Raw genomic sequence first — 23,082 nt, 5'->3', positions numbered from 1 at the left:
GTATCTGAGGGTGCGTGTCCACAGTGCGGTCTATCAGTGGCTTTCAAGCGCCACGCGGCGAGCCGTCCAAAACAGAAGCGCCGTCGGGGCGAGGGACGCCTCGCGGCGAAATTGGATCGCACTCAGGAAATGGAATCAGCGTTCGAGGAATTCGATGCCGGGCCGCGTCCCACGCAGCGGTACGAAATCGACACGGGAAAAGTGCCGCCGGACGCCCAACACGAGGGCCGTTCGAAAGAAGCACCAGCCGGGGGAGACGTGGAGGTTGGGACAATGGCCAACGTCCTGATGGACCCCAGCGACGATGTATCAGCCTACCAACGCGGCGAGAAAATGGGCTCGGTTAGCTCCAGCGCGTTGGAAGTTTCGGCTCGACAATACGGAGACGAGAAAGACACGGACGATGACGGCTCGTCCGACGGCATGGATACGGACGCCATTGTCGAACAACTCGAGGAACTCGCCCCGGAAAAACCGGCAAGCAGTTACGCGACGACGCAAAATGAGTACGCGAATACGCGGGCTCGTAACAAGTATCTGCTAACGCGGACTCTGCCACTGATTCTTCTGTTTTTCGTCGTTCTGATTGTCGGGTTTATGTATATGCCCAAAGATGTCGCGCTGGACGGCGAATACACGGCCGTTTTTTCAGATGACGAAGGCAGGGAAGTCACGTGTACAACGCAATTTCAGGAGCTTGGCGGCGGAGACTTGAGGGGCATTTTCACGTGTAAATTGTATGAGTCGTTGACCTCATTGGATCGTATTGACGAACCGCACGTGTTGAAGCCCGTGATGGGTGACGGCCAGGTCACGTTCAACGGCCGAATGGTTAAGGACGCGATGAGCTTGCGGTTGGGTAGCCTCGATCCAGACGATGATCGAACGGTGCTGTTCGAGGGGAAAGTCAAGGACGGCGGCGTACGAATCGTTGGATCGATGACCAATTCCCTGGGTAACAAAGCGACGGCCGAGATGCTTCGACCGGAACTTGATTATTACGCGCCGTAGCCGGTGAACTGTTTACGTTTCGATTCGTGACGTGGCGCGGCTCTTCTGGATCCGACCGGCCACGCGGGTAATTTACCCGGTTCGAACGAAGTTACAACTCACGCGATAGGGATGCAATGCTTAGTGCTTCGTTTTGGGAACACGTTCCCACCCTAAATACACGAGTTGATTTTACGAACTTGCCGGTGGCTTTGAATGAGAGGGACGTGTTTGTTCTGTCCCGCGTCAACGGCTTGATTTCGCTCAAGGAACTCATGTCGGCATGCCGCATTGAGCGCCTGGAACTCGAGCGAATCCTTACAAAATTGGTGCAGAGCGACCTGATCCTGTTCGCCGACGCTTCGATCAAACGACAATTGATACACGAGGCGGGCGAAAGGGAACAAGACGACGAGCCGACGGCCGAAGGCTCGGAGGTTGCCGATACTCCGGATGAGGATCCAACCGGACCCGCCACGAAAAAAGCCACGGGTCGCGAGGCTGAAGTTACGGCGGCGGCCGGTGCGGAAGAGCGCGGCGAGTGGACGTTGGCCGGTTTCTTTCCGTTAATGCTGGACTTTTATACGCGGAAGCGTACGGGTGTCTTGCGCCTTCACGGTCCGGAACAACAGCACAAGACTTTATTCTTTGAGGATGGCGACTTGGTGAATGTGTCGTCATCTCCGTTCATACCGGGCGAGTGTTTAGGTCGCGTAATCCAGCGAGCGGGTCTTCTGGAACAGCATGATGTGGTCGAATCATTACGGCGCGCCAAGCACTCGGGTCGTTTACAAGGTGTGGAATTGGTGGAGATGGGCGCGATTCGTGATAAGCGGCTCGGCGAGATGTTGCGAATCCAGGTTGAGGTGAAATTGACGGATTTGTTCGCGTGGTCGGAGGGGACGTATGTTTTCCGGCCGACGACGGGCCTGCCGGGAAAGGTCGCGCGTATTCACATCGATTTTCCGCGCTTGATGTTCAACCTTATTTGGAAACGCTATCCCATCGAATGGATTGACGAGGAACTCCGCGAGCGGATGGATTTGTTTCTCGGTGTTGTCGAGCGGCCGAACTTCAGGGTCGGAGATTTTGAATTCGGGGAAGGGCTCGAGAAGTTCTACACCATCGTGGCCGAGCGAGACGCGCCCCTAAAACGCGTGATGATCGTCACGAATTTGAAACCGGAACAGACGAAACGGATGGTTTGGTCGCTTTACTTACTGGGTCTGGTCGGGTTCTTCAAAGAAAGCCGCGAAGATCGGGTGATGATACGGATCCAACAGTTGACGGAAGACCTGAAAATCATCGAACAAGGAACGATGTTCGAAGTTTTGAGTGTCCATTGGACCGCGAACGACGCGAAAGTGCGGGAGGTTCACGAGCGGCGAATCGCGGAAGTCGATGCGGCCATTCGCAACAGCCAAGGTTTGGAGGAGCAGCTCCATCGGCAATTCAGAGGGCACATCGCCAAGGCGTACGATTTTCTGAAGGAACAGGCAAGTCGCCGCGCATATCGGTACAAGATATTCGACCCGGATTTCATTGAATTCGGCGCGGACATTTTACGGCAAAAGGGCGAGAGCTACTTGTTCACGAAGGAGGATCTGCCGCAAGCGATCATTGAATTGGAATCCGCGTTGGAGGTCTACGAAAAGGACGGCGAGTATTGGGCCGAGCTCGGGCTGGCGTATTTCATTCGCGATCATCTGCGGGATGTGCGCGGAGCCGAACGAGCCCGTCAGATGATCAGACGCGGGCTGGCCATGTCGCCGAATTCGCCTATCACCAATCTTTGTCTTGGCTTGATGTACAAACACGAACGCAAGACGAAACAGGCCATCGAAGCACTGCAGCGCGTGCTGCAACTCGAAGAGAAAAACCGTTTCGCCAAGATACTGCTGCATGAAATCCGCACCGGCGAGAAACATGGCGAGCGTGATAAGGCCGTCAAGGAATTTCTCGAAAGGGAGCGGGCCGCCGACAAAGAATTCGACGAACGTATGGCCGCGAAGCGTAAAGGTGAAACGCCGCCGCCCAAAGCGAATGCCTCGGAGAAATAACTCGAAGCCAAAGTCATTTGTTTCTTATTTCCAGAAAAACCGAAAATCGCATACCTCGCCGCCTTCGGCGATGGTCGTGGTCCGCCGCATCTCCAGGTACGGTTGATGGCGGTCGAAGAAGATTTTGTCGCCCCGGCAAAACAAGGGCGCGAGTTCCGGCACGCCGAGCATTTTGAATAACTCGGGAAAGTGGCAACGAACGACGTCGTATCCAAAGGAAAGGTCCGCCTCGATATGGGGCGGCGCAATGTCACCGTTGGGGAAGCGGTCGGCGACTTCGGTGAGTCGTCGAAGCTGCTCGGCTTGGGGGACGTTTTCGTAGTCTTCCGGTCGCACGACGGGAACTACGATGGATAGAAACTCGACAGCGCCCGCCGTGACGATTTCGCCGGTTATGTCGAGAGCCTCATAGTCGCCGAAGCGCCGTTTGAGGATTTGATAAAGAAGGATGGCGGGTCCCGCTTGCTTGCGGCTGGCTTTTTCCTTCTTGCTTGTTGGTGGTGGATAACCGCGCCACGGCCGGCCGATCGCTTGATGAGCCGCGAGTTCGGCGGTGACGGCGAGCGTCTGGACGAGGCCGAGTCTGCGAGCCAGCAAGCGTAGGCTTCGCGGTGTGTTTCTTAGTTCGAAACGGAGTTGGTCTTTCCAGAACGACATGGCGGCAGCCTACACGGACGCGACTACGAGGTCTAGAAGGAATCAGGTTCTTCAGTTGCGGTCGGCGGTTGGTTGTGGCTTTATAGCAGCAGGTTTCGATCACCGAAAGAAGAGGTTTTCTATGTTGCAGGGACGACGTCTGTTTTCGCTAACGCTGGTGCTGGCGTTGTTTTTTCTGTTTTCCTGTCACGCCGAAAACCGGATCCTGCGAAAGCAGGAGAACCTGCAAGAGGAACTGATGAAGGCGGCGCTCGATTTCAATCGCATGGTCGCCTGGCGGTATTACGACGAAGCCGTGCAAATGGTCATTCCGGAGCGGCAGCCTGAGTTTATGATGGCGGCCGAGCAGGTTTATGCGCGGGTTCATATGGAAAGCTACAAGGTTACTTATGCCGCGGTGAGTGCGAAATCTTTTCCTTATATGCCGGGAGAGGTGGCGGCCCCGGAGCCGGGCGGCGATCGCCCCGAGACGCCGGTGAGTTTACAGGTTCCGGACAAAGAGAAGCAAAAAGCGGCTGACGCGGTAAAGCGAAAACATGTCCCCAAAGTTTGGTACGGATTGGTGTTGGTGCGATTTGTCAATTTGAACGTGGCGCCGTCTTCGAGCGTGCGCTCGCCCCTGATTCGTCAATATTGGTATTGGTACGAGGACGCTGATACGTGGATGGTCGATCCGGATATCGGTCAGCTTCTTAACCTGGGCAAGCCGCCGGCCGCGGACAGGCCGCAGGACAAAAGGGCGCCGCAACCGGCTGCACCGGTAGTGCCGGCCCCATAACCGACCGAAGGAAACGATGGCCGGTAAGGCGATTTATTCGTAAAGGCCGGATCCTTTTCGGCGGTTTGTTTGTCTACCGATTGAAACCTCGAATGTTACGGATCCGATAGTTTGTGCGCCGCCATAGTTGCGAGCGGCGCGGGAGGAATTCAATGAAGAAATGGTTTGTCGTCGTTGCCTTTGTTGTCGTGTGGGTTGCCGGTTGCGCGTCGGTGGGCATGAGAAGCGATGGAACAATTCAGCCGCGCTTGGACTTGAAAGAAGGCCAGGCTTTTCACGGAAGCGTTACGCAGGTGCAGAACATCACGATGACGATGATGGGCATGACGATCGAGCAAAGCCGAACGAGTGAGTTTCTAGTCACGTTGCGAGTCAAATCGGTGGCGGGCGGGGAGGCAGAGGTGGAGTACACGTTCGACGATGCGTCGATGAGCTCGACGACGAGAATGCCCGAGATGGACAACAACGTGCAGGATAACGCGGCGGACAAAATATTCGAAGCGCTGAAAGGATTTACCTTTACGGTCGTCTTGCGCTCAAACGGCGAAGTCGTGCGCGTGGAAGGTGGGGACCGCATGGTCGACGTGCTGGTGGACGCGATTCCCGGTCAAGATCCTGCCTCGCGAGCGATGCTTGCAAAGGAAATGCGGAAGGTGATGTCGGATGAAACGTTGCGCGACATGATGTTGCCGTCGATGTCGGTGTATCCGGATCAAGCCGTTCGCGTTGGTGAATCCTGGGCCAAGACGTTTGACGTGAAGGCCGGTTTCCCGCATCGGGCGAACCACACGATTACGCTGAGCCAGGTCGAGAAGAACATGGCAAAGTTGAACGGCCGGAGTGAAATTGTCCCGTTGGAAGGCGGGTCTACGATGGAATTCCTGGGAATGAAGTTGACCATGGAAATGAAGGGGTTGGAGACCTACGAAGCGTCGATGGATTTGCGAACCGGCATGGTGATGCACCTGGAGGGCACTGGAGAGATGGACGGGCGCATGATGATCAACTTCGACAACATGGACGAGAAAACGAAAGCGCAAATGGGTGGAGCACAGGACCCGTGGGCGGCGCTACTTGCGGGCGGAATGCCGCTGCACGTGAAGATTCATCAGGTTTTCACCTTAAAAAAGGGCGAGCGGAAAAGCCAATAGAACCTGACAGGCCGGTCGGGCCCGGCGCGGGCAACGGAGCGTCGCGCGGTAGAATCGGACAACATGACGAAACACTGGAAATCAAATGCCATCGTGTTTGAAGTCAACGCCCGCGTGTGGCTTGCCGAACTTGCGGCGGGAGCCGGTCGGAGAATCTCGCTAGCTGAAATCCCGGAAGAAGAATTGGATCGCGTCGCCAATCTCGGCGTCGATTTCCTTTGGCTGATGGGTGTTTGGCAGACAGGTTCGGTAGGGAAGCGTATTGCCGCGGAGCATCCGGACCTCCAAACCGAGTATCGCCAGGCACTGCCCGATTTTACGCCGGCGGATGTGATCGGCTCACCGTTCGCCGTGCAAGCGTATGAAGTGGCCGCGGAACTTGGCGGTAGAGAAGCGCTCAAGGTCTTGCGAGAGCGGCTTCTGGCCCGCGACATCGGGTTGATACTCGATTTTGTGCCGAATCACACGGCGCGCGATCATCGGTGGGTATTGGAATACCCCGAATACTACATGAGGGCGGCGGCCGAGATCCCGGGAGAAACCTTCGCGATTCAATACCGCGGTGAGGCGGTACACGTGTTTTTCGGACGCGACCCGTATTTCCCCCCGTGGACCGATACCGCCCAGTTGGATTTGCGGCACCCGGGACTCCGAGCGGCGATGGTGGAAACGTTGCGAAGTATTTCCGAGATCAGCGACGGCGTTCGTTGCGATATGGCGATGCTGGCATTGAGCGACGTCATGGAGAGGACGTGGAGTAGCAGGTTAGGTGCGGCTTGGCACGATGCGCCGGTCAAAGAATATTGGGATGAAGTAATCCGGGAAGTACGTGAGGATTGCGAGGAGTTCTTTTTTCTCGCAGAAGCGTACTGGGGTATGGAGCACCGACTTCAGGAACTCGGCTTTGCGGCGACGTATGACAAGGAATTCTATGATCGAATCATTCACGGCGACTCCGACCGCATAGTGCAGCATTTATGGGCAGATATATCATATCAAAATAAATCACTTCGCTTTTTGGAAAACCATGACGAAAAACGAGTCGCCGGTATTTTCGACTCGTCGAAGCACCAAGCCGCGGCCGTGATCGCTCTAACAATTCCCGGCAGCGTGTTGTTACATGAGGGGCAAATGGAGGGGGCGCAAGTACGTTTGCCGGTGCAACTGCGAAGGCGTCCGCAGGAAATTCTTGATGAGGAGTTGAAAGAATTCTATTCGCGTTTTTTGACTTGGTTGACCGACACGGGATTGCGAGGAGGGGAATGGGCGCAATGTCGTCGTGAACCGGCTTGGGCGGGCGACGAGGGGTTTTTGCATATTGTTGCCCATGAGTGGAAAGTGAACGCGAGGCGGTTTCTGGTAGTTGTCAACTTCTCGGACGCGGAACGCCACGCGCGTGTGATATGGAATCTCTGTAATGGTGATAAAGTAAAAATCATGGACCGGGCCGATGCCAACGAGTACGAGCGTTCGCCCCGCGAGATGGCAGAGGAAGGACTTTATGTCATATTACGACCGTGGGGATATCACTTGCTTGAAGCGGGAGCAGGCGGCGATTAAAATTTGTGCCAAGCCCATATGACGGGTCCGATAATGGCGTCATGTTGGACGTCGAAGACCAGCGGCGGGAAATCCGGATTCTCGGAAAGTAATACGACATGGCTGCCGGAGAGAGTAAGTCGCTTGATCACGACGCCGTCGGCACAGCGGGCGGAGACTATGCGGCCGTTAAGTTCTCGCGGATCGTTGGAAAGCGAAATATCGATTCCGACAATGTCGCCGTCGTGAAGTAGGGGCGACATCGATTCGCCTTTGATGCGTAAGGCACGTTGTTCGCGGCCGTGCCAATGGTCGTAAATCACGGCGAAATCTTCGATGTCGTTATCATTTATGTTGCGTGGATCGCCCGCGGCGGCGGGGTCACTGAGAATTGGAACAGCGCGCAAGAGCCGTTGCGTCTGCTTGAGGGCGGATGACGCGCGAGCGACGATTTTAAGATCGGGGATCGGCAAGGGATCGGCGACAACCTGGCCTCGGCCTGTGAGCAACCAAGCAGGCGATACATTCAATATTACGCATATTTGTGCGAGATATAATCCTCCCGGAACAGAGCGGCCGGTGATCCAACTCCGGACGCTGGCCTCTTTGGCACCGATTGTTTCGGCGAAGCGAACGTTGTTGCCGTCGAAGAAACGGTCTCTGATTTCGCGAATTCGCTTAGCGAACAAGAGAAAGCCCTTTCCGCCGAGAATAAATTATTCTACGATTATTCTTGACGCCCTCGTAATATAATGCGATGCTGTGTCCGGTGCAAATCCTCGGGCGGCGATCGCATTCGAAACTGTACAACGGTCATGTGGGTTCGACAAGTCGAGGAGTATCGGCGCTGTCCTGAGACGAGCGGTGAGAATGCGAGGCGCGATGGAAAGCGCGAACTCGCTTCAATCGAAAGTGGTTCAAGCGTTAGGAGTGGAGGAAATATGGGCCACGACATCAGGAAATGGGTGGAACAATACGTAACGTTGGCGGAAAACGGCGAGTTGCCGCGTTCGTCGGCCGCAAAAATGGAGCATTACTTAAGCAGTGGAACTACAAATCGCGGTGGATACGGAGAGAAGGGGCGCAAGGAGGCACGGCTGGCGCGAATCCTGGAGATCGGACGCGTCGTTGAATACGTACTGCCGGGTGAGCGGGAGCGTCATGTTTACTACTCATTTGTGCGGGAAGGCGGCGCGATCGACATTGTCCAGAGGGCGCGACGGGTCGGGAAAAGTGCGGCCTATCGGTGGGTGTCGAAAATTGAGGCGAAAATCATCAATCATTTGTGGAGGATACGTCGTATCGATGCAAATCGTACGTAAAATATTTGGCGCTGTGTTGTATAAGCGGGATTATTGTGATATAACAACGTCAAGCTCGCAAAAGCCTCAGAGGTTGCGGGCTTTTTTGTGTGATGAGGTTAAAAGTATGTCGCGTATAAGGAGCGAACTGGAAAAGGAATTAGGCATTGTTCCGCAAGCGAGTTTTGGGGAAATCGGGCGAAAATTAGGAATGTCATATCAACAAGTTCAATTCATCTATTATCGCGCTTGGTTCAAAATATTGAAAGAGCTGACGGGGCAAGGCAAGGACGTCGAACATTTGCGGACCCTGATCCCCGCATACTACGTAAAGCGTTTTGGCGGTAGAAACGGACGGACGAAAACCGAGGTGACGAGGGTAGGCAATGAACAAAAACCGAAGCGAGAAAAACCCCCGAATTACGAAGCGACAATTGGCAAGTCGACTGGAACGAGTTGAACAGTGGCTTTCGGAAGGGTGCGGGCGCGAGGTGGCGATCGAGCGATGCGTCGACGAGTGGGGCATCAGCCGCCGGCAAGCGCTACGATACTTGCGTCGCTTTGGGAATCGAGTGGCGAGCAAGTCGCGGGGTGACATGACGGTTGAGTGGCATATCCAGAAAAGGGCGAGCTTGTTTGCGATCGCCGAGCAGGCGGGGAACGTGCGGGATTCCATGGCGATTTTGAAAGATTTGGCGGAATTACAGGGTTTCTATCGCGAGCCGGGCGGTGCGGCAGCCGGGGGATATTACGAAGAGGCGCTGCGTGACGCTTTGGCTCGTTTCCTTCCAACAAGCAAATAGAACGTGTATCGACCTCATAGCGAACAGGCCCGGTTTCACCGGGAATGCCGGCGGTTTGCGACGATCGCAGCCGGAGTGCGTGCGGGAAAGACGCACGCGGCGGCGCGGGAGTTTCTACGCCGAATATATCGGGACCGCGTTGTGAAGAGGGGCGCTCTGCATTACTGGGCGGCTGCGCCTACCTACAGCATCGGAAAGGTGCAACAGCGGGAGTTGTTTACAGCGTTAGGCGGTATGAGCGGCGTTTTGCTTGAGAGTTATCGCAGGGCGGATCGCGAATTGCGGCTGCGCGGTGGCATCACGGTGGATTTCAAGACAACCGAAAGGCCTGAAACCCTCGTGGCGGAGGGGCTGGACGGACTGTGGGTGGACGAGGCGGCGCGGGTGAAGGCGGAGGCGTGGTTGGGTGGGCTGCGGATGCGGCTGACGGATCGCGCCGGTTGGGCGATCTTTTCAACGACGCCGCTTGGGCGAAATTGGTTTTATCGGCATTTGGTCGAGCCCGCGTTGGCGGGTGACGCGGATTATTCTTTCCACACTTGGCCGACCGTGGCCAATGCGGCGATTCAGGGTATGGCTGAAGAGGTGAAGAAAGCGAAACAGCGCTTACCGGAGCCATATTTTCGCCGGGAGTACGAAGCCAGCTTCGACGCATTTGTCGGGCAGATATACAATGATTTTTCGCTTCGCCTTCACGCGGTGGAAGACGATCTAGGGCCGGTGGTGGAAACACGATACGGGGTCGACTGGGGATTTCGTCATCCCGGCGTGATTCTGGTCATGCAACGCTGTTGCGGGGATGAGCGCTGGTGCGTGGCGGCCGAGGAAGTGCATCGCGGCGTGCTCGTTGCCGGGGCCGGCTCGCGCACGTGGGTAAGCATTGCGAAGCGATTGGTTGAACAATACGGGCAAGGGATTTTCTATTGCGACCCAAGTGCGCCGGGAAGCATTCAAGCATTTCGACAAGCGGGTCTGGCGGCGCGTGCGGCGAACAATGATGTGTTGGCGGGAATTCAACGGGTAGCGGGTCTACTGGCTCCGCGCGACGGGCACGTGGGTTTGGTCATCCATCGGCGTTGCACGGAAACGATTCGTGAAATGACCAGCTATCGCTGGGATGAACACGGAACGGGCGAGATACCCAGAAAAGAAGACGATCACACCTGCGACGCGCTTCGTTACGCGTTGCACACGACCCGGCACCAGCCGGCGTTTTGGTAGGAACACAGCATGACATGGGAGCCACACTTTGCGGTATGGCGCATTTTCTTTGCGCTACTCCAATTCGAAATATCGAGCTGCAATTAGTCTGCGAGGCCGCCACGGGCGGCGTGGGAAATTAATTCATTAAACAGAAATACTGAGGTGAATGGATGGCTGACGAGCCTCAAACGGAATCGACCGGTTCCATACCGGGTAGTTTGCGCGAAGCGCTGCAGATGTTTCCTCATTTGCGAGAGGAATATAACCGAACGTTTGCCAAGCGCCTTGCGGAAAAGACGGCCGAAAGTCGGGAGGCGCTGGAGCAAGCGGAACGCGACTTGGCCGAGACGCGACAGGAAACTGAAGAGCAAACGAGAAAACACGTCGCGGACATGGAGAACGTATCGGGGGAATTCCGGCAGTACCGGGTCGACCACGAAATCGCGGCGGCACTGCGTAAAGCCGGGGTCATTGAAAGGCTTCACCCCGTGGCCATGGCTGTGCTGAAGAAGCACAAAATCGAAATCGCCACAGGCGACGACGGTAATCAGGAAATCATCACAATCAATGATCGACCGTTGGATGAGGCGTTGGCGGACCAACACTTCATTCCGGACGAGCTACGTAACGCCCCGGCGGGCGGCGGGACGGGAGCGCGTGGATCGGATCCGGCCCAAACCAAGGGTGGGTTCGAATGGGCGCGCGCCGTCGTCAATTCCGGTGAATACCGGCAGCTTGAGCCGGCGGTGAAGCGAACGGTCAATGAAGCGCTTCACAGCGGTCGACGTGGAAAGGAATAGAAATGGCCTCGGGCACTTTGACTACGACAACGCACGAAGAATTCGTTCCGGAAATCTGGTCGGCGCAAACGATTGACGCGTACGAAAAGAACTTGGTGATTGCCGGTCTGCTTGAGAACTGGAATCCGTTGTTCGCCGGGGGCGGCGATACGGCGTTGATTCCGGTGTTCAAGAACCTTCAGCGAACCGACGTGCAGGACATTCCGGAAACCAAACAGGCATTGTTCGATCCGCAGCTTACCGACGCAGCGAGCGTGGAGTTGGCCATTGATCGGAAGAAGTACGCAAGCGTGGAGATTTCCGATCCGCTGTTGGTTTTTGCGAATCAGGATCTGATCGGCAAATACACGGCGAAGCTCGGATACGCGCTGGCGGAGTACGTGGACTACGACATGGCGCAAATCTACTCCAGTTCGGCCCATTCGGCGGTGGATTTGACGGGTTTGGACGCCAAGTCCGACGCCGACATCATCGACGCGCTCAATACGGCGGTGCGGTATTTCGACGACCAGGATCTGCCGCAGGAGGGCAGGGCGTTCGTGCTCAATCCGAAATTGTATGCGGCGATTCGAGCGACCGACCAGTTCAGTTCGGCTGACTTCACGGGCAGCCAGGCGATGACGACCGGCGTGTTGGGCAGCATTTTCGGCGTGCCGGTGTATATGTCGACGAGTCTGCGCACGACGAGCGTCAGCGGCAGCGACGTGACGCATTGTCTGTTGCTGCATCGCGAAGCGGTCGCCTGGGCGGACCCGCAGCCGATCACGACGAAATTGGCGGGTTCGGACGGTCGTTTCGTGCATGCGCAGGTTACGGCGACGATCTACTACGGCTGGATCTCGGCTCCTCACGACGGCACGAACAACTACGGCGTCGTCGATATCCAAGTCTCCTAACTTGTCTCACTCCCACCCCCAGCCGGGGCGGTGCGGCATTGCGCCGTGCCGCCCCACCTTCCGAAAAGATGAATAGGATACTTGCCGTTGGGCCGGACGGGACGCGTCGACGCCTGCGCCAACGACAGTTTGCGCGAGCCGAACACCGCGGCTGGCGACGAGTCGACGATGAGCCGCTGAAAGGCGGCGAACCAGGCAGACCGATCGTTACGCACGTAATCCCGTGGGACCTCACGACGGGCGGCATACAGCGGATGGTCAGTCAGTGGTGTCAACACACGGGTCTTGAGTGGGACGTTCATGTTGTCAGCCCGGGAATAAGGGGGGCCTACGAGTTTCCGAACGCGACGGTCCATCCGGGCCTATCGGATGACGCATGCCGGTCGTTTCTCGACGAGACGGCGCCGGACTTGTTGGTGCACCACGGGCCGTCGGTGATCTATGGACGATTTACGGATTGTCCGGTCGTGTGGGTCGTCCATAACGAACTGGTTTTCGCCGATGCGAAGCCCACGTGGTGCCGGCCACGCGCGATTTTGTCGAACTATCCACCGGACAACCTGGGACCGAACTGGCAGGCGGCGGAAATCACGGCGATTCCGCTTGGCGTCGATCTGTCGGTTTTTCGTCCCCGTCGTTTGATTGCCGGGATCGCGGGACGCGTCTCGCCGGAAAAGATACCGCCGGCGTTTATCGACGCGCTTTTGGCGTGGGGCAATCCGGATAGGCGGTGGACGGTTCGTTTTGTCGGCATGGGCTTGGCGAACAGCTACCAGAGCGTACTCGAAAAGCGAGTCAGCGATGTCGATTGGATTGAATTCGCCGGTGACGTGCCGCCGTCCGATATGCCCGAACACTATCAGGCGATGGACGTGCTCATGGTGCCGTCAATTCGTGAAAGCGGCAGCTATGTGATCGTCGAGGCGCTTGCGTGCGGCGTGCCGGTCGTAGCGCGTCGCGTGGGCGGCGTGCCCTTCAATACCAATGGCGCCGCTCCCCTCGTTGATGAGGACCAAGGGTTCATCAAGTACTTAAACGACACCGGGTGCGAACACGGATCGCGGGTCACGGCGGCGCGAGAAATTGTAGAGGCTGAGACGCGGCACGACATCGGCGAACACGTTCGTCACCACGACGCGGAATACCGGCGGGCATTGAGTTGGCCGGACTTCGACGTCTTGATGCCCGTTCGCGATACGCCGGCAAACTGGTTGCGCGCGGCTTTCTTTTCTGTGTACGAGCAATCGCATCGGCCGCGGATGATCGTCCTGGTGGATGACGGAAGCACGGATCCGGAAACGATCCAGACCTTGGACGGTTTGGTGCGACGGCCACACGTAACGTTGCTTCGATTCGCTAAGAATCGAGGTATTGCCGAAGCCCTGAACGAAGGATTGCGGCATTGCGCATCGGATTTCGTGGCGCGTATGGACGCCGACGATCTATCGATGCCCCAGCGATTCGCGAAACAGGCTCGTCATTTGGCGCGTCACTCCGATGTGGATGTGTTGGGCGGGCAGATCGAGTGGTTCGACAGGTCGGGGCAGACACACCATCCGGCGATTGTGACGGCAAACCAAGCCGCGCGATCCAATTGGTTTCTAAATCACCCCACGGTTGTGTTTCGCCGTTCGTGCGTGCTCGACGTCGGAGGTTATCCGGATGAGCCCGTCGCGCAGGATTTTGCGCTGTGGCTCAAGCTGCTGAAGCGAGGCGCGGTGATCCACAACCTACCGGAACCGTTGGTGCGTTATCGCGTTCACGACGGCCAACTGACGGCACGAGGCGAACACGCATCCGCCGTCAACAAAATCAGAAGAGAGCGACATGGATAGAAACACTGTGCAGACCGTTCACGCCGAATACCGCGAACACGTTTCACTTTGGGAATTGTGGCGCAACGCTTACTTCGGCGGGCGGGCCTACGTCCAGCGGGCGCTGGAATCCCACCGTTTAGAAAATGCGCGCGACTTCTCGCGTCGTTTGAGCCGCGCCACGTTGCTCAATTATGTGCGGCCGATTTGCGATACGTACGCGAATTATCTCTTTCGGCCGGCGTGGGAGTTACGCGTGCCCCCAATGGGTCGGGCGCTGCTTCGTGATGCGGACCGACGCGGCACATCACTGCTCGATTTCATGAAGGGGCTCATGCCGCTCACGGCGGCGGTCGGCTTTTGCGTGATCGGGATCGACGAGCCGCCGATGCCGGACGGCACGGTACCGCGAAACAAAGCCGCGCGAGACGCTTTGGGCGTTCGGCCGTATCTGTATTACGTGGCGCCGATGGACCTTTTGAATTGGCAGGCCGATGCAGATGGCCGCTTCACGTTCGCATTGGTTCGTGAATCAAGGTGGCCGGGCACCGGGAGTCCGGGACGCGGCGGCAGACCGGAAACGGGTGTCTATCGCGCATGGACGCCGGACGAATGCACCGTTGTAGACGGCAACGGCGAAGTGCTGGCTCGTTACGAGAACCGGACGGGCGAGGTGCCGCTGGTGTCGTTGCAGTATCGCGACGTCGGCGATCCGGTGATCGGGCAGGGCTTGGGGCAGGACCTCGAGCCCGTGCAAGCGCACATTTTGAACGTCGCATCGTTGCTTTCGGAGATCTTCTTCCGTCAAACGTTCTCCCAATTAGTAGCGGAGGGAAGCGCGGAGGAATACGGCGAGCAAGGCGACATATCGCGGTTGGGTACGGCAAGCATCTTTCTTTATCCCGAAGGCCGATCGGCGTCGCAGTACATCAGCCCGGACGCCACGCAGGCCGAGTTGTTGATGAGCGAGATCGACCGGTCCATTGATGAGATTTACCGCTTGGCGAATTTGACGCGCGGCAGTGTGCGGGAGGGGCGCCAACAGAGCGGCATCAGCAAGGCGTTCGACTTTCTCGATACCAATCAGGCGCTGGCTGATGTTGGCCGCAACGTGGCTTCAGCGGCGACCAACGCTTTACGGATTGCCGGTTTGTGGGCCGGTTGGCCGACCGATGAGATCGTCGTCCGCCCGCCGGTGGATTACGGCATCGTGGATCTGGACGGCGACATCGATCGATTGAAAGCCTTGGTGGACGCTGGAGCGGACGAGTCATTGGTCAAGGCGATTCAGGAAAGAATTGCCGCAACGATGTTTCCCGACCACACAAAGGCAAGCAGCGGAAAGGGAGCGAGATGAGTCTGAATGCTGTCCTGGGACATAGGCAACAAAGCGCATTTCTGGAAGTTACGGACGCGTTGGATCAAGTCGCGAATTTGCTGGTTGGCGCACGCAAAACAGAGTGGGAGGCGGGCAGCCTAGCCGAACGAGTCGCGGCGATTCAAACGGTCGCCGCGGAAATGAACAGCTTGGCGTGGCGTGGCGAGCCGCTGTTTGAATACCAGCCGTTTTCGTTGCCGACCGACGAGGTTTGCCGCACGTGGTCCTTTTCCGTCAACGAGGACGGTGAGACGACGAGCTTCACCAACGATTCCCTGAATGAAGCGGAGTATCGCTTGGTGGAAGGTGCGGTGCACTTGGCCCGCGACGATTACGAAGATTACGGGGATGCGGCCAGGATTACAGCGTACGAGCAGGCAAGCAGCACGTTTTCCCTTGGCGAGGGTTTCACGGACTCGTTGGCGAGTCGCTCGGTGATCGTCGTTTCAGCCGTGCCGCTGGCGATTCGACGCGCCGTCGCCATTCAAGCTGTTGAGATGTTGATGTGTCGCGATGCGCACGAACTTGCGAAGCAAGTGCTGCAAGGGCGAACCACGACGAGCGGCGAACCGGGCTCGGCGCAGACGCTGAGAAACGTGGGCGGTCAAGCCGTCTGGCATCCGGAGGCGCTGTGGTTGGTGCGGCCCTATTTGAAGAAACAGATTCGCGCGGAGCGTGAGTGATGAGTCTCGTCAGCGCCTTAGAAGCACTGGGTACCGAGATTGACCGTTGCCTCGGCTTAGTCGACGGTTCAGCGCCGTTTCGCAACGCGATCGCGACAATTCACGAAGGACCGCTCCGCCAGGAGGACATTGCGAGTCGAGGCTTCCCGGCGGTCGGTTACCAGGTCGTGGAAGCCAAACGCACGGCGGCGGTCACGGGTCGCATCCGAATGAGCGTCAGTGTTCGATTCTCTCTGTTCGCCAACGCGAGTCGAAGTGTCGATGCAAACGATGGCGTTCTTTCATTGGCCGCGGATGTAGAAACAGCGTTGATGCGCGAGTGGAAAAACGGGACCAGTGCCGACAACCTTAGTACCGCTTGCGCAGCGGATTTCATCTTGTGGCAATTCGACAAGCTCGGCCGAGTAAAGCACTCACCGCAAAAACGATCAACGGCTCACGCTTTTGATTTATGGATGACCGCCGTGCTGCATCGGCCTTTCGACCAACCTTGACGAGCAAGGAGTAGCCTAATATGGCAATACAAACCGATTATACTCAAATCGGATTTTCCGTGGCAGAGAGTGCCTTCGGGACGGCGGCAGAACTCGCCGCGACCGACGCATTCAGGTTTACCGACCTGACAATCACCCCAAATGAAGAGCGGCTCGGTCGAAACGACGTGCGGCCCGGCAGTCGTAGCAAAGAGGCTTCGATCACCGGCAAACGGTCCGTGGAAGGTGCGTTCACTATCGACGATGCGCCGTCCGGCACGGTCGGCACGGTAGTGGATATCGACCCGCTTTACCTAACCGCGTACGGCAAGGCAACCAACGCCGGGACGTACACCGTTCAGGCGGCACCCGCGCCCTCTACCACCGGTTGCACCGTAAACGATTCGACCGGGTTGAGCATTGGCGACCTGGTTAGCGTGCCGTGTGCGGACGAAAACGGCGTATCCGTCGCCATCGCGGTGTGCATCAGCAATATCGCGACGAACGCGCTGACGTGGGCACCGGCCCTGCCGAACACGCCTGCCGCCGCCGCCACGATCCGCAGCGGCATTCAGTACAGCCTGAGCGCGGCGAACACGGCAAGCGCGACGGTGTACAAGTACTACGGCATCGATTCGGCCAACTACCACGCCGATCTCGTGGAATGCGCCGCCGGCGTGGTCGTCGGCAAGTGGGAATACGATATCGATCCGGGCGGGCTGGCGGTCGTGGCCGCTTCGTTCGCGGCAAAAGATTTGGCCCGCTTTATGGCGATGGGCGTCAATGAGGATGTCGCCGCCGACGAAACCGATTGGGATGTTGACGATTGCCTGAGCGAGATCCACACGGCAGGGCGTTGCACATTCATCATGGGTACCGACGCCGTCTCGGATGAGACGGTCATCTGTACGGCGACCGACAGCAACAACGACATCGTGACCGTATCGCGCAACGCAAACGGCGCAGGGGCCGGGACTTACGACGCCGATGATTCGATGTATCCGTTCTACCCCGGTGCGACCACGGGCGGATCCGCCGTCGCCGGCATTTTGGGAAGAATCTACTTCGGTGGCACCAAGTACGACATCACGGCTGCGAAGGTCACTCATGTCGAGGGCAAGGCGCTGCGTACCGACACGTTCGGCGATGCGACGGCAACCGGTATCGTAAGCGCGGCACAGCGCGAAGTGACCGTCGAACTCACCGGCTATCTCACTAGTGATGAAGACCGGTGGCAAATTGCCGACCGTAAGACTGCCACGGCGGTTTGGGTTCAAGCCGGTACGACGCAGGGCTCGATTCATGCGTGGTATCTGCCGACCGTCGAGTTCGATATGCCTGCCATTTCCGGTGCCAAGGGCGAAGAAATTCCGTTGACGCTACGCGGCGCGGCGTATGCCCCGACCGGTTCGCCGGAAACTGAACTGCGGCATGCGTATCTGTAAGGGGAAGACGTATGGCCATTGATATTCGGCTCGAGATTAGAGTCAAGGATGGATCCGGTCGCGAGATTTCCAGCCCGCAAACGGTGCGAGTCGCTGCGGGGCCGGCTCCCTCGGCATCGCGTCGGTACCAGGGGCCATACTACGGCGCGGCGACACGGTCGGGATCGAGTGCCGGCGGCGCGAATACCGGCGCGAACACCCGAGAGGAATTGGCGCAAGCTCTCGAATTGCAGCGAAGATGGAAAGCCGAAGCCGTTGCGACACGTGTGGTGTATCGAGGCCTGGAAGCGTCGATCGGTACAATCGGTGACGGCATTGCGGGACAACTGGTGGACGGAACCTATGATTGGGAGCGCGCCTGGAAACGGGTGATGAAGCAGATCATCGCGGCGTCAATCAAGTTGGCGGCGATGAAGGCCATCTTTGGTGGTTTGAGTGCAGGGACATCGGGCGGATCGGGCCTCTTAGGAATATTGGTTGGCTCTTTTCACCGCGGCGGGTTGGTTTCGAATTGGCCGCGGCACCATAGCGGCGTGCTGAGTCGCAACGAACATCCGGCAATTTTGCAGCGCGGCGAATTCGTCGTTCGGCGGGAGGCGGCACATTCTATCGGGCACGGCCGCCTTCAGGAAATGAACCGCACCGGCCAACCGCCGTCCGCCCCGATCATGAACGTGACGCTCCACTACCAAGGTGCCGGAAAGCGTCATGACGCCCGCCAATTGGCGAACATGTTGGAAGAAGAAATGTGGTCGCGTTTTCAACGACGCTATCGACGCGGTTTCAGGTGGGATTAAGCCTGATCGAGGAGAGGCAATGGGTATTCGACTGAAGGCAATCGACGAAAAGGAACTTGTACCTTTCGTGCCGCAGTTCGGGGGCGAAGCGGAGAAGAAAGCTGGAAACCCGGACTACGCGGCGTTGACTTTTCATTTGCGTCGCATGACCGAAAGGGAGGCGGAAGCCTATCGTGAGGTCACCGTAACCGAAGCCGGGCAAGTGGAAATTAACCAGGAAGACTGCGCGCGCATCGTGTTTGCGCATGCCGCGCAAATCGAGAACCTTTCCCTGGTCGGCAGCGACGGGAAACGGATAGAGGTGGACAACGGCGAGAGGTTGCGGACCCATCGCGATCAACTTCCGGCAACGACGAAGCATCTTTTTGCTGAGGTAGCGCTGCACTTGATCAACATGTCCGGCATATCTGAGGAAGAAGAAAAAAACTGAGGCTGGCCGCGTGGCTTATGGTCGGTGACGATCGCGGCTCGCGGCCGATAGCGAATTGGAACTGCAATGACTGTTCGGCCGACGATCGACGACAGAGGAACTGCGACGGAGAATCGAATCCTCGGTTTCGAGTTGCAGTCGGCCAGGGGCGAAGCGGCTTTGTGTTGCGTCGATGTCCCTATGCGGAAGTGACCCCGTTTACCCGGTATGTTTTGAAGCACTACGTGCGGCTTCTCGATCGAAATCTTCTGCCAAGAGCCGGAGGAACCGACGACCAAGACGCGCGCCTGATGGCGGCATTCGACGTGCTCGATCGTGAGCTGCAGCGTCTATGTTAAGCGTCGTTTGACGCTTCACGTCGAGAATGTATCGAAGTCACGCAGAGAATTCCCAAAGGAAAAAGCGAATACATGGCAACCAACGGTTACACCTACACACGCGGTCACAAGACGACCGCCGTGCCCGCGTTCGTTGACGCCCTCCTAGAGGGTAGTAACGACATTCAGGATGCGTGCGAGTGGACGGATAACAGTGATGTTGTCATAGCCTACGCGACCGCCGCCGATGTCGTTATCCTCAACAGCACCGACGCGGTACAGGTAGCGTTTGCCGCGCTCGCGGGCGGCTTCAATTCCGTGGTCAAGGTGGGCGATTACCTCTACATGGGAACCGACGCGGCGGGCGTCTACCGGCTCGATATCAGCGGTCTCGATTTTCAAGCGGCATCTGGCGACGAAACGCCGGGCGCATGGGCCGCGTACCTCGACAGCGGCACCGCCCCCGCGCTGAATGCGGATAACGTCTACGATATCCACGGCTGGACTGCCAGCGATACCGACGAATACCTTGCCGTGCTGTGTCACAAAGACGACGGCGGATTCGATACCTCCTACCTCACGGTGGTGAACATCACCGACGCCGTGGCCTATGACAGCGGCGATCACGCCGCTACCGCGTTCGCTCAGGGCTGCGTTGACGGCAAGGTCTACGTTATCGACGGCGATCATATCAATACGTACTACGATCTCGAATCGGTTGCCGCTGACAGCTTTTTGATGGATATCACGGCGGGCGGATCGTGGGCCGATGATTTTGAGGATAACAGCATCCAAGGCTGGCGTGATTGGACCGATGGTGACGCGGGAAGCGGCACACTCGAGCAAAACCAACGGGCCGAAATCAGCGTCAAGACGACGGCAGACGATACGGACAAACAGACCACGCTTGCCCGCACGGGCCGGTGGTCTGGCGATTTCGACTGGCAGACCTGGATACAGATTCCGTCGTGGCCAACTATCGACGCAAACGACCGCACCGTGTGGGTTGACGTTATTGCCTACGAGCCCGCCTACGCGGTCTATGCCTACATGCGCTTTCGTGTCGAGCGGCGCGCGGGCGTGACCTATTACGAGTGGGTCTGGAATTCATCGGCCGGCGGCGGCGGCTCCAGCAGTGAGGTGTCCGCGATTAGCAAGGCGTGGTTCCGTATCTCTCGCAGCGGCGGGGATATCTCGGTCGGCTACAGCACACACGACGGCAGCCCCCCGGTCTCGTTCACAACCAAGGCGACATTCTCCGAGCTATCAGCGGCGCGAATGCAATTCGCCATTCGCGTGCAAAGCGACGTGCTTGACGATTGCACTGAAGGGGACTGGACCCAAACCGTCTACGCGCTTGAGCAAATCTGGGACAGCGCCCCCGAAGTTTATGACACGTCGGCATCGGTCGCCATTACCGGCGCGGCGGTCGCGTATGACACGAGCGTAGCCGAAACCGCGACCCTGTTCTTTGTCAACGACGGCGATCTCTACGCGGTCGATACCGACGAAACGACAGAGGGTAGCAGCGAATGCGACGGCACGATTGACCTATTAGCCAGCGGCTCCTACGAGTACCTTGCGTGCTCCGCCGATGCGGCGTGGGATGGTATATCGAACCAGGGCGGATACGTAGCGGCATCCGACGCGGGCGGCATTGATTACTACGATATGACATCCGGGGAAGGCGTGTGTGCCGTTATCGCCGAATTGTCAACCACAAGCGGACAGCCAATGGTTGACAATGACGTGCAGGTTATCGAGTGGTGCACTTCGTTTGTGTACGGCACGGACGGCGGCGGCGGCTGGATTGACGTGGACGTAACCGCGCCCGTGGCGGCTGATATCTACTTCCCGCAAGTCGAGCAATACCAAGTCCTGCTTGGCTGGGATGTGCCGACTGACACCGATTATGACCACACCTATCTGAAACGCCGCGTAGACGCAGGTGCGTGGTCTGAATGGAAAACAACCACGTGGGGAACCGGGGACCGTGTCGAATTCAGCGGTAACGAGAACGGCCTTCTCGACAACTCGCTAACCGGTGTGCCGCTCGCCGATGACGGCGTGTACGAATACGCCGTGATTCACGTGGATGAAGCGGGCAACGAAAGCGACGGTAAAAACGACGCTGGCGACTACGCCACGGCGTACATTGACCAACCGATCATCACGCTCGTTTCGATTGAGGCGGGCGCGGCATCCTACGCGGGCAACGGCGTGTCGGTGCAGGTTGCGGCGAACACCGGCGCTGATACCGGCAACGTGACAATCGACGGCTCAAGCGTTGGGCTCGACAAATACATGATCCGCGTCCGGGAAGCCGGGCAAGCGTGGGGAAAGTGGGCGCTGTTCTCACCGTCCACCGACTACCCTGTCGCACTCACGAATACCGAAGATACCAAGACGGTAGAGGCCCAACTCCGCACCGAAGGCGGGATCACATCCACCGTGTCGAGCGATACGATCTACATCGGCACGGCCCTATCGACGCTCACCACGTCCGATGTTGAGAAGTTCATTATCGCGGGCCCGTTCCGAAGCGATGACAGCGACGTGACGAAGTCCGCATATTGGAGCAGTAGCGGGGTTGCTGAAACCAGTGCCAGCGATTCCGACTTTCCGCTTGCCAACATGCAGGACCCGCGCCTTGGCGTGAAAACAGCGATTGACCTACCCAACGTGATAAACGCGGGCGGGTACGTATATGTCAAATTCGACCTTGGCGCGGGAACGTATGACCCGGAATACGTCGCCATCGGCGGCCATAACCTGGACCTGCTCAACACCGATGATTGTGACGTCACCATTGGTATAAGCACAAACGGTGTCGCTTGGAATGATTACAACATCGATGCGTTGGTCGATTATGACACGCGCGACGCCTATGACACTAAGTGGATTTTCCTCTACATTGACGCCGGGGCGATAAGCACAATCCGGTACGTGCGGCTCAAGGTATCGTTTACGAATCCGGCGGGCGGCACGTATCCGTGGGCGCATTATGACCCGTCCGGGGCGTACCCGACTCAATTGGAAATCGGGCGGTTCATCGTCGCGTGCCATAGCGACATCACACAGCCCACGTTCAACTTCCAGGACAACGTGAGATTCGGCCCGGCGCTGGTTGGCCAAAAGCACCAAACGCTGGGGGCGCGATACGCCGCAAACCAGAAGGCACCGATGCGGCTGGAAATGAGCGTGCAAGGATTCAGCAACAGCGAACGCAACCTCGTGACGGCTCAGTACCTCAACATGAAGGGTACCGACCCGATCCTGTTATTTGTGATACCAGACCGCATCCCGACAGCAGCGACAACGGTGACGGACTCGTATCCGGGCAAGCTGAAGCTCGCCTATTATATGTGGTTCGATAACACCGAACTCATGTGGCAGCCAACCACGGGCCGCTGTGACCAATGGGACGCGGCGCTAACGTTCACCGAATGCGTGGATGATTCGAGGTAACCATGCACGACGTTTGGGACCTGTACATCACACAAACGGACGGCTCCGAGTTTCACCACACAACCGGCGCGGTGGTGATTGGCCAAGTAAACCAGTGCA

The 23,082-nt window shown here is 57.7% G+C and carries 21 protein-coding genes; 19 read left to right on the top strand and 2 right to left on the bottom strand.

The window, feature by feature from the left end:
* Positions 1 to 111 precede the first annotated feature (111 nt).
* The gene (locus P9L99_19905; GenBank protein MDP8225634.1) at positions 112 to 1,011 is read left to right on the top strand and encodes a hypothetical protein; all 900 of its coding nucleotides are present in this window, start codon (positions 112 to 114) and stop codon (positions 1,009 to 1,011) included.
* 206 nt (positions 1,012 to 1,217) lie between these two features.
* Positions 1,218 to 3,050 (top strand): hypothetical protein, encoded by a 1,833-nt coding sequence (locus P9L99_19900; protein MDP8225633.1) that lies wholly within the window; start codon positions 1,218 to 1,220, stop codon positions 3,048 to 3,050.
* Between the two features lie 24 nt (positions 3,051 to 3,074).
* Here the strand turns inward: P9L99_19900 and P9L99_19895 are convergent, their stop codons facing one another.
* A complete protein-coding gene (locus P9L99_19895) occupies positions 3,075 to 3,707 on the bottom strand; it encodes an L-2-amino-thiazoline-4-carboxylic acid hydrolase (protein ID MDP8225632.1) in 633 nt (210 codons plus the stop codon).
* A 121-nt stretch (positions 3,708 to 3,828) separates the two neighbouring features.
* On the opposite strand from P9L99_19895, the gene P9L99_19890 reads away from it, so the two are divergent.
* The 3 genes from P9L99_19890 to P9L99_19880 all read left to right on the top strand — a co-directional run bounded on the left by P9L99_19890 (position 3,829) and on the right by P9L99_19880 (position 7,196).
* On the top strand, positions 3,829 to 4,485 hold the full coding sequence (locus tag P9L99_19890; protein ID MDP8225631.1) for a hypothetical protein: 657 nt from the start codon (positions 3,829 to 3,831) through the stop codon (positions 4,483 to 4,485).
* A 152-nt stretch (positions 4,486 to 4,637) separates the two neighbouring features.
* Positions 4,638 to 5,636, top strand: a complete 999-nt coding sequence (locus P9L99_19885; protein MDP8225630.1) for a DUF6263 family protein — start codon at positions 4,638 to 4,640, stop codon at positions 5,634 to 5,636.
* Between the two features lie 63 nt (positions 5,637 to 5,699).
* The gene (locus P9L99_19880; protein ID MDP8225629.1) at positions 5,700 to 7,196 is read left to right on the top strand and encodes an alpha-amylase family glycosyl hydrolase; all 1,497 of its coding nucleotides are present in this window, start codon (positions 5,700 to 5,702) and stop codon (positions 7,194 to 7,196) included.
* On the opposite strand, the gene P9L99_19875 is transcribed toward P9L99_19880, so the two are convergent.
* Entirely contained in the window at positions 7,193 to 7,582 is a 390-nt protein-coding gene (locus tag P9L99_19875) for a S24 family peptidase (GenBank protein MDP8225628.1), read from the bottom strand. The genes P9L99_19880 and P9L99_19875 overlap by 4 nt on opposite strands.
* 534 nt (positions 7,583 to 8,116) lie before the next feature.
* On the opposite strand from P9L99_19875, the gene P9L99_19870 reads away from it, so the two are divergent.
* From P9L99_19870 to P9L99_19805, 14 genes are all read left to right on the top strand, one after another.
* The gene (locus P9L99_19870; GenBank protein ID MDP8225627.1) at positions 8,117 to 8,497 is read left to right on the top strand and encodes a hypothetical protein; all 381 of its coding nucleotides are present in this window, start codon (positions 8,117 to 8,119) and stop codon (positions 8,495 to 8,497) included.
* Positions 8,481 to 8,936, top strand: a complete 456-nt coding sequence (locus P9L99_19865) for a hypothetical protein (protein MDP8225626.1) — start codon at positions 8,481 to 8,483, stop codon at positions 8,934 to 8,936. Before P9L99_19870 ends, P9L99_19865 begins: the two co-directional genes overlap by 17 nt.
* Entirely contained in the window at positions 8,911 to 9,279 is a 369-nt protein-coding gene (locus P9L99_19860) for a hypothetical protein (protein MDP8225625.1), read from the top strand. Before P9L99_19865 ends, P9L99_19860 begins: the two co-directional genes overlap by 26 nt.
* A gap of 75 nt (positions 9,280 to 9,354) precedes the next feature.
* Positions 9,355 to 10,500 (top strand): terminase family protein, encoded by a 1,146-nt coding sequence (locus tag P9L99_19855; protein MDP8225624.1) that lies wholly within the window; start codon positions 9,355 to 9,357, stop codon positions 10,498 to 10,500.
* Positions 10,501 to 10,652: 152 nt separating this feature from the next.
* The gene (locus P9L99_19850) at positions 10,653 to 11,282 is read left to right on the top strand and encodes a hypothetical protein (protein ID MDP8225623.1); all 630 of its coding nucleotides are present in this window, start codon (positions 10,653 to 10,655) and stop codon (positions 11,280 to 11,282) included.
* Positions 11,283 to 11,284: 2 nt separating this feature from the next.
* The gene (locus P9L99_19845; GenBank protein ID MDP8225622.1) at positions 11,285 to 12,178 is read left to right on the top strand and encodes a phage capsid protein; all 894 of its coding nucleotides are present in this window, start codon (positions 11,285 to 11,287) and stop codon (positions 12,176 to 12,178) included.
* A 68-nt stretch (positions 12,179 to 12,246) separates the two neighbouring features.
* A complete protein-coding gene (locus tag P9L99_19840; protein ID MDP8225621.1) occupies positions 12,247 to 14,013 on the top strand; it encodes a glycosyltransferase in 1,767 nt (588 codons plus the stop codon).
* A complete protein-coding gene (locus P9L99_19835; GenBank protein MDP8225620.1) occupies positions 14,006 to 15,349 on the top strand; it encodes a hypothetical protein in 1,344 nt (447 codons plus the stop codon). Before P9L99_19840 ends, P9L99_19835 begins: the two co-directional genes overlap by 8 nt.
* The gene (locus P9L99_19830) at positions 15,346 to 16,053 is read left to right on the top strand and encodes a hypothetical protein (GenBank protein MDP8225619.1); all 708 of its coding nucleotides are present in this window, start codon (positions 15,346 to 15,348) and stop codon (positions 16,051 to 16,053) included. The genes P9L99_19835 and P9L99_19830 overlap by 4 nt, the downstream gene beginning before the upstream one ends.
* A gap of 167 nt (positions 16,054 to 16,220) precedes the next feature.
* Complete coding sequence (locus tag P9L99_19825; protein MDP8225618.1) at positions 16,221 to 16,547, top strand: hypothetical protein; 327 nt, start codon at positions 16,221 to 16,223, stop codon at positions 16,545 to 16,547.
* Between the two features lie 59 nt (positions 16,548 to 16,606).
* Positions 16,607 to 17,971 (top strand): hypothetical protein, encoded by a 1,365-nt coding sequence (locus P9L99_19820; GenBank protein MDP8225617.1) that lies wholly within the window; start codon positions 16,607 to 16,609, stop codon positions 17,969 to 17,971.
* 11 nt (positions 17,972 to 17,982) lie between these two features.
* Positions 17,983 to 18,768, top strand: a complete 786-nt coding sequence (locus P9L99_19815) for a hypothetical protein (GenBank protein ID MDP8225616.1) — start codon at positions 17,983 to 17,985, stop codon at positions 18,766 to 18,768.
* Positions 18,769 to 18,787: 19 nt separating this feature from the next.
* Complete coding sequence (locus P9L99_19810; protein MDP8225615.1) at positions 18,788 to 19,198, top strand: hypothetical protein; 411 nt, start codon at positions 18,788 to 18,790, stop codon at positions 19,196 to 19,198.
* 410 nt (positions 19,199 to 19,608) lie between these two features.
* Positions 19,609 to 22,983, top strand: a complete 3,375-nt coding sequence (locus tag P9L99_19805) for a hypothetical protein (protein MDP8225614.1) — start codon at positions 19,609 to 19,611, stop codon at positions 22,981 to 22,983.
* Positions 22,984 to 23,082: the final 99 nt, after the last annotated feature.

Origin of the sequence: Candidatus Lernaella stagnicola, from assembly GCA_030765525.1 — a bacterium.
Taxonomy (GTDB): domain Bacteria; phylum Lernaellota; class Lernaellaia; order Lernaellales; family Lernaellaceae; genus Lernaella; species Lernaella stagnicola.
This window is presented reverse-complemented; position numbering and strand designations above follow the sequence as displayed.

What these genes read in the sequence shown, in the direction of transcription:
- P9L99_19880 (MDP8225629.1), top strand. Translation starts at nt 5,700, where the DNA reads ATGACGAAACACTGGAAATCAAATGCCATCGTGTTTGAAGTCAACGCC.
- P9L99_19865 (MDP8225626.1), top strand. Translation starts at nt 8,481, where the DNA reads ATGCAAATCGTACGTAAAATATTTGGCGCTGTGTTGTATAAGCGGGAT.
- P9L99_19810 (MDP8225615.1), top strand. Translation starts at nt 18,788, where the DNA reads ATGGGTATTCGACTGAAGGCAATCGACGAAAAGGAACTTGTACCTTTC.
- P9L99_19870 (MDP8225627.1), top strand. Translation starts at nt 8,117, where the DNA reads ATGGGCCACGACATCAGGAAATGGGTGGAACAATACGTAACGTTGGCG.
- P9L99_19895 (MDP8225632.1), bottom strand. Translation starts at nt 3,707, where the DNA reads ATGTCGTTCTGGAAAGACCAACTCCGTTTCGAACTAAGAAACACACCG.
- P9L99_19805 (MDP8225614.1), top strand. Translation starts at nt 19,609, where the DNA reads ATGGCAACCAACGGTTACACCTACACACGCGGTCACAAGACGACCGCC.
- P9L99_19890 (MDP8225631.1), top strand. Translation starts at nt 3,829, where the DNA reads ATGTTGCAGGGACGACGTCTGTTTTCGCTAACGCTGGTGCTGGCGTTG.
- P9L99_19845 (MDP8225622.1), top strand. Translation starts at nt 11,285, where the DNA reads ATGGCCTCGGGCACTTTGACTACGACAACGCACGAAGAATTCGTTCCG.
- P9L99_19830 (MDP8225619.1), top strand. Translation starts at nt 15,346, where the DNA reads ATGAGTCTGAATGCTGTCCTGGGACATAGGCAACAAAGCGCATTTCTG.
- P9L99_19885 (MDP8225630.1), top strand. Translation starts at nt 4,638, where the DNA reads ATGAAGAAATGGTTTGTCGTCGTTGCCTTTGTTGTCGTGTGGGTTGCC.
- P9L99_19840 (MDP8225621.1), top strand. Translation starts at nt 12,247, where the DNA reads ATGAATAGGATACTTGCCGTTGGGCCGGACGGGACGCGTCGACGCCTG.
- P9L99_19850 (MDP8225623.1), top strand. Translation starts at nt 10,653, where the DNA reads ATGGCTGACGAGCCTCAAACGGAATCGACCGGTTCCATACCGGGTAGT.
- P9L99_19815 (MDP8225616.1), top strand. Translation starts at nt 17,983, where the DNA reads ATGGCCATTGATATTCGGCTCGAGATTAGAGTCAAGGATGGATCCGGT.
- P9L99_19835 (MDP8225620.1), top strand. Translation starts at nt 14,006, where the DNA reads ATGGATAGAAACACTGTGCAGACCGTTCACGCCGAATACCGCGAACAC.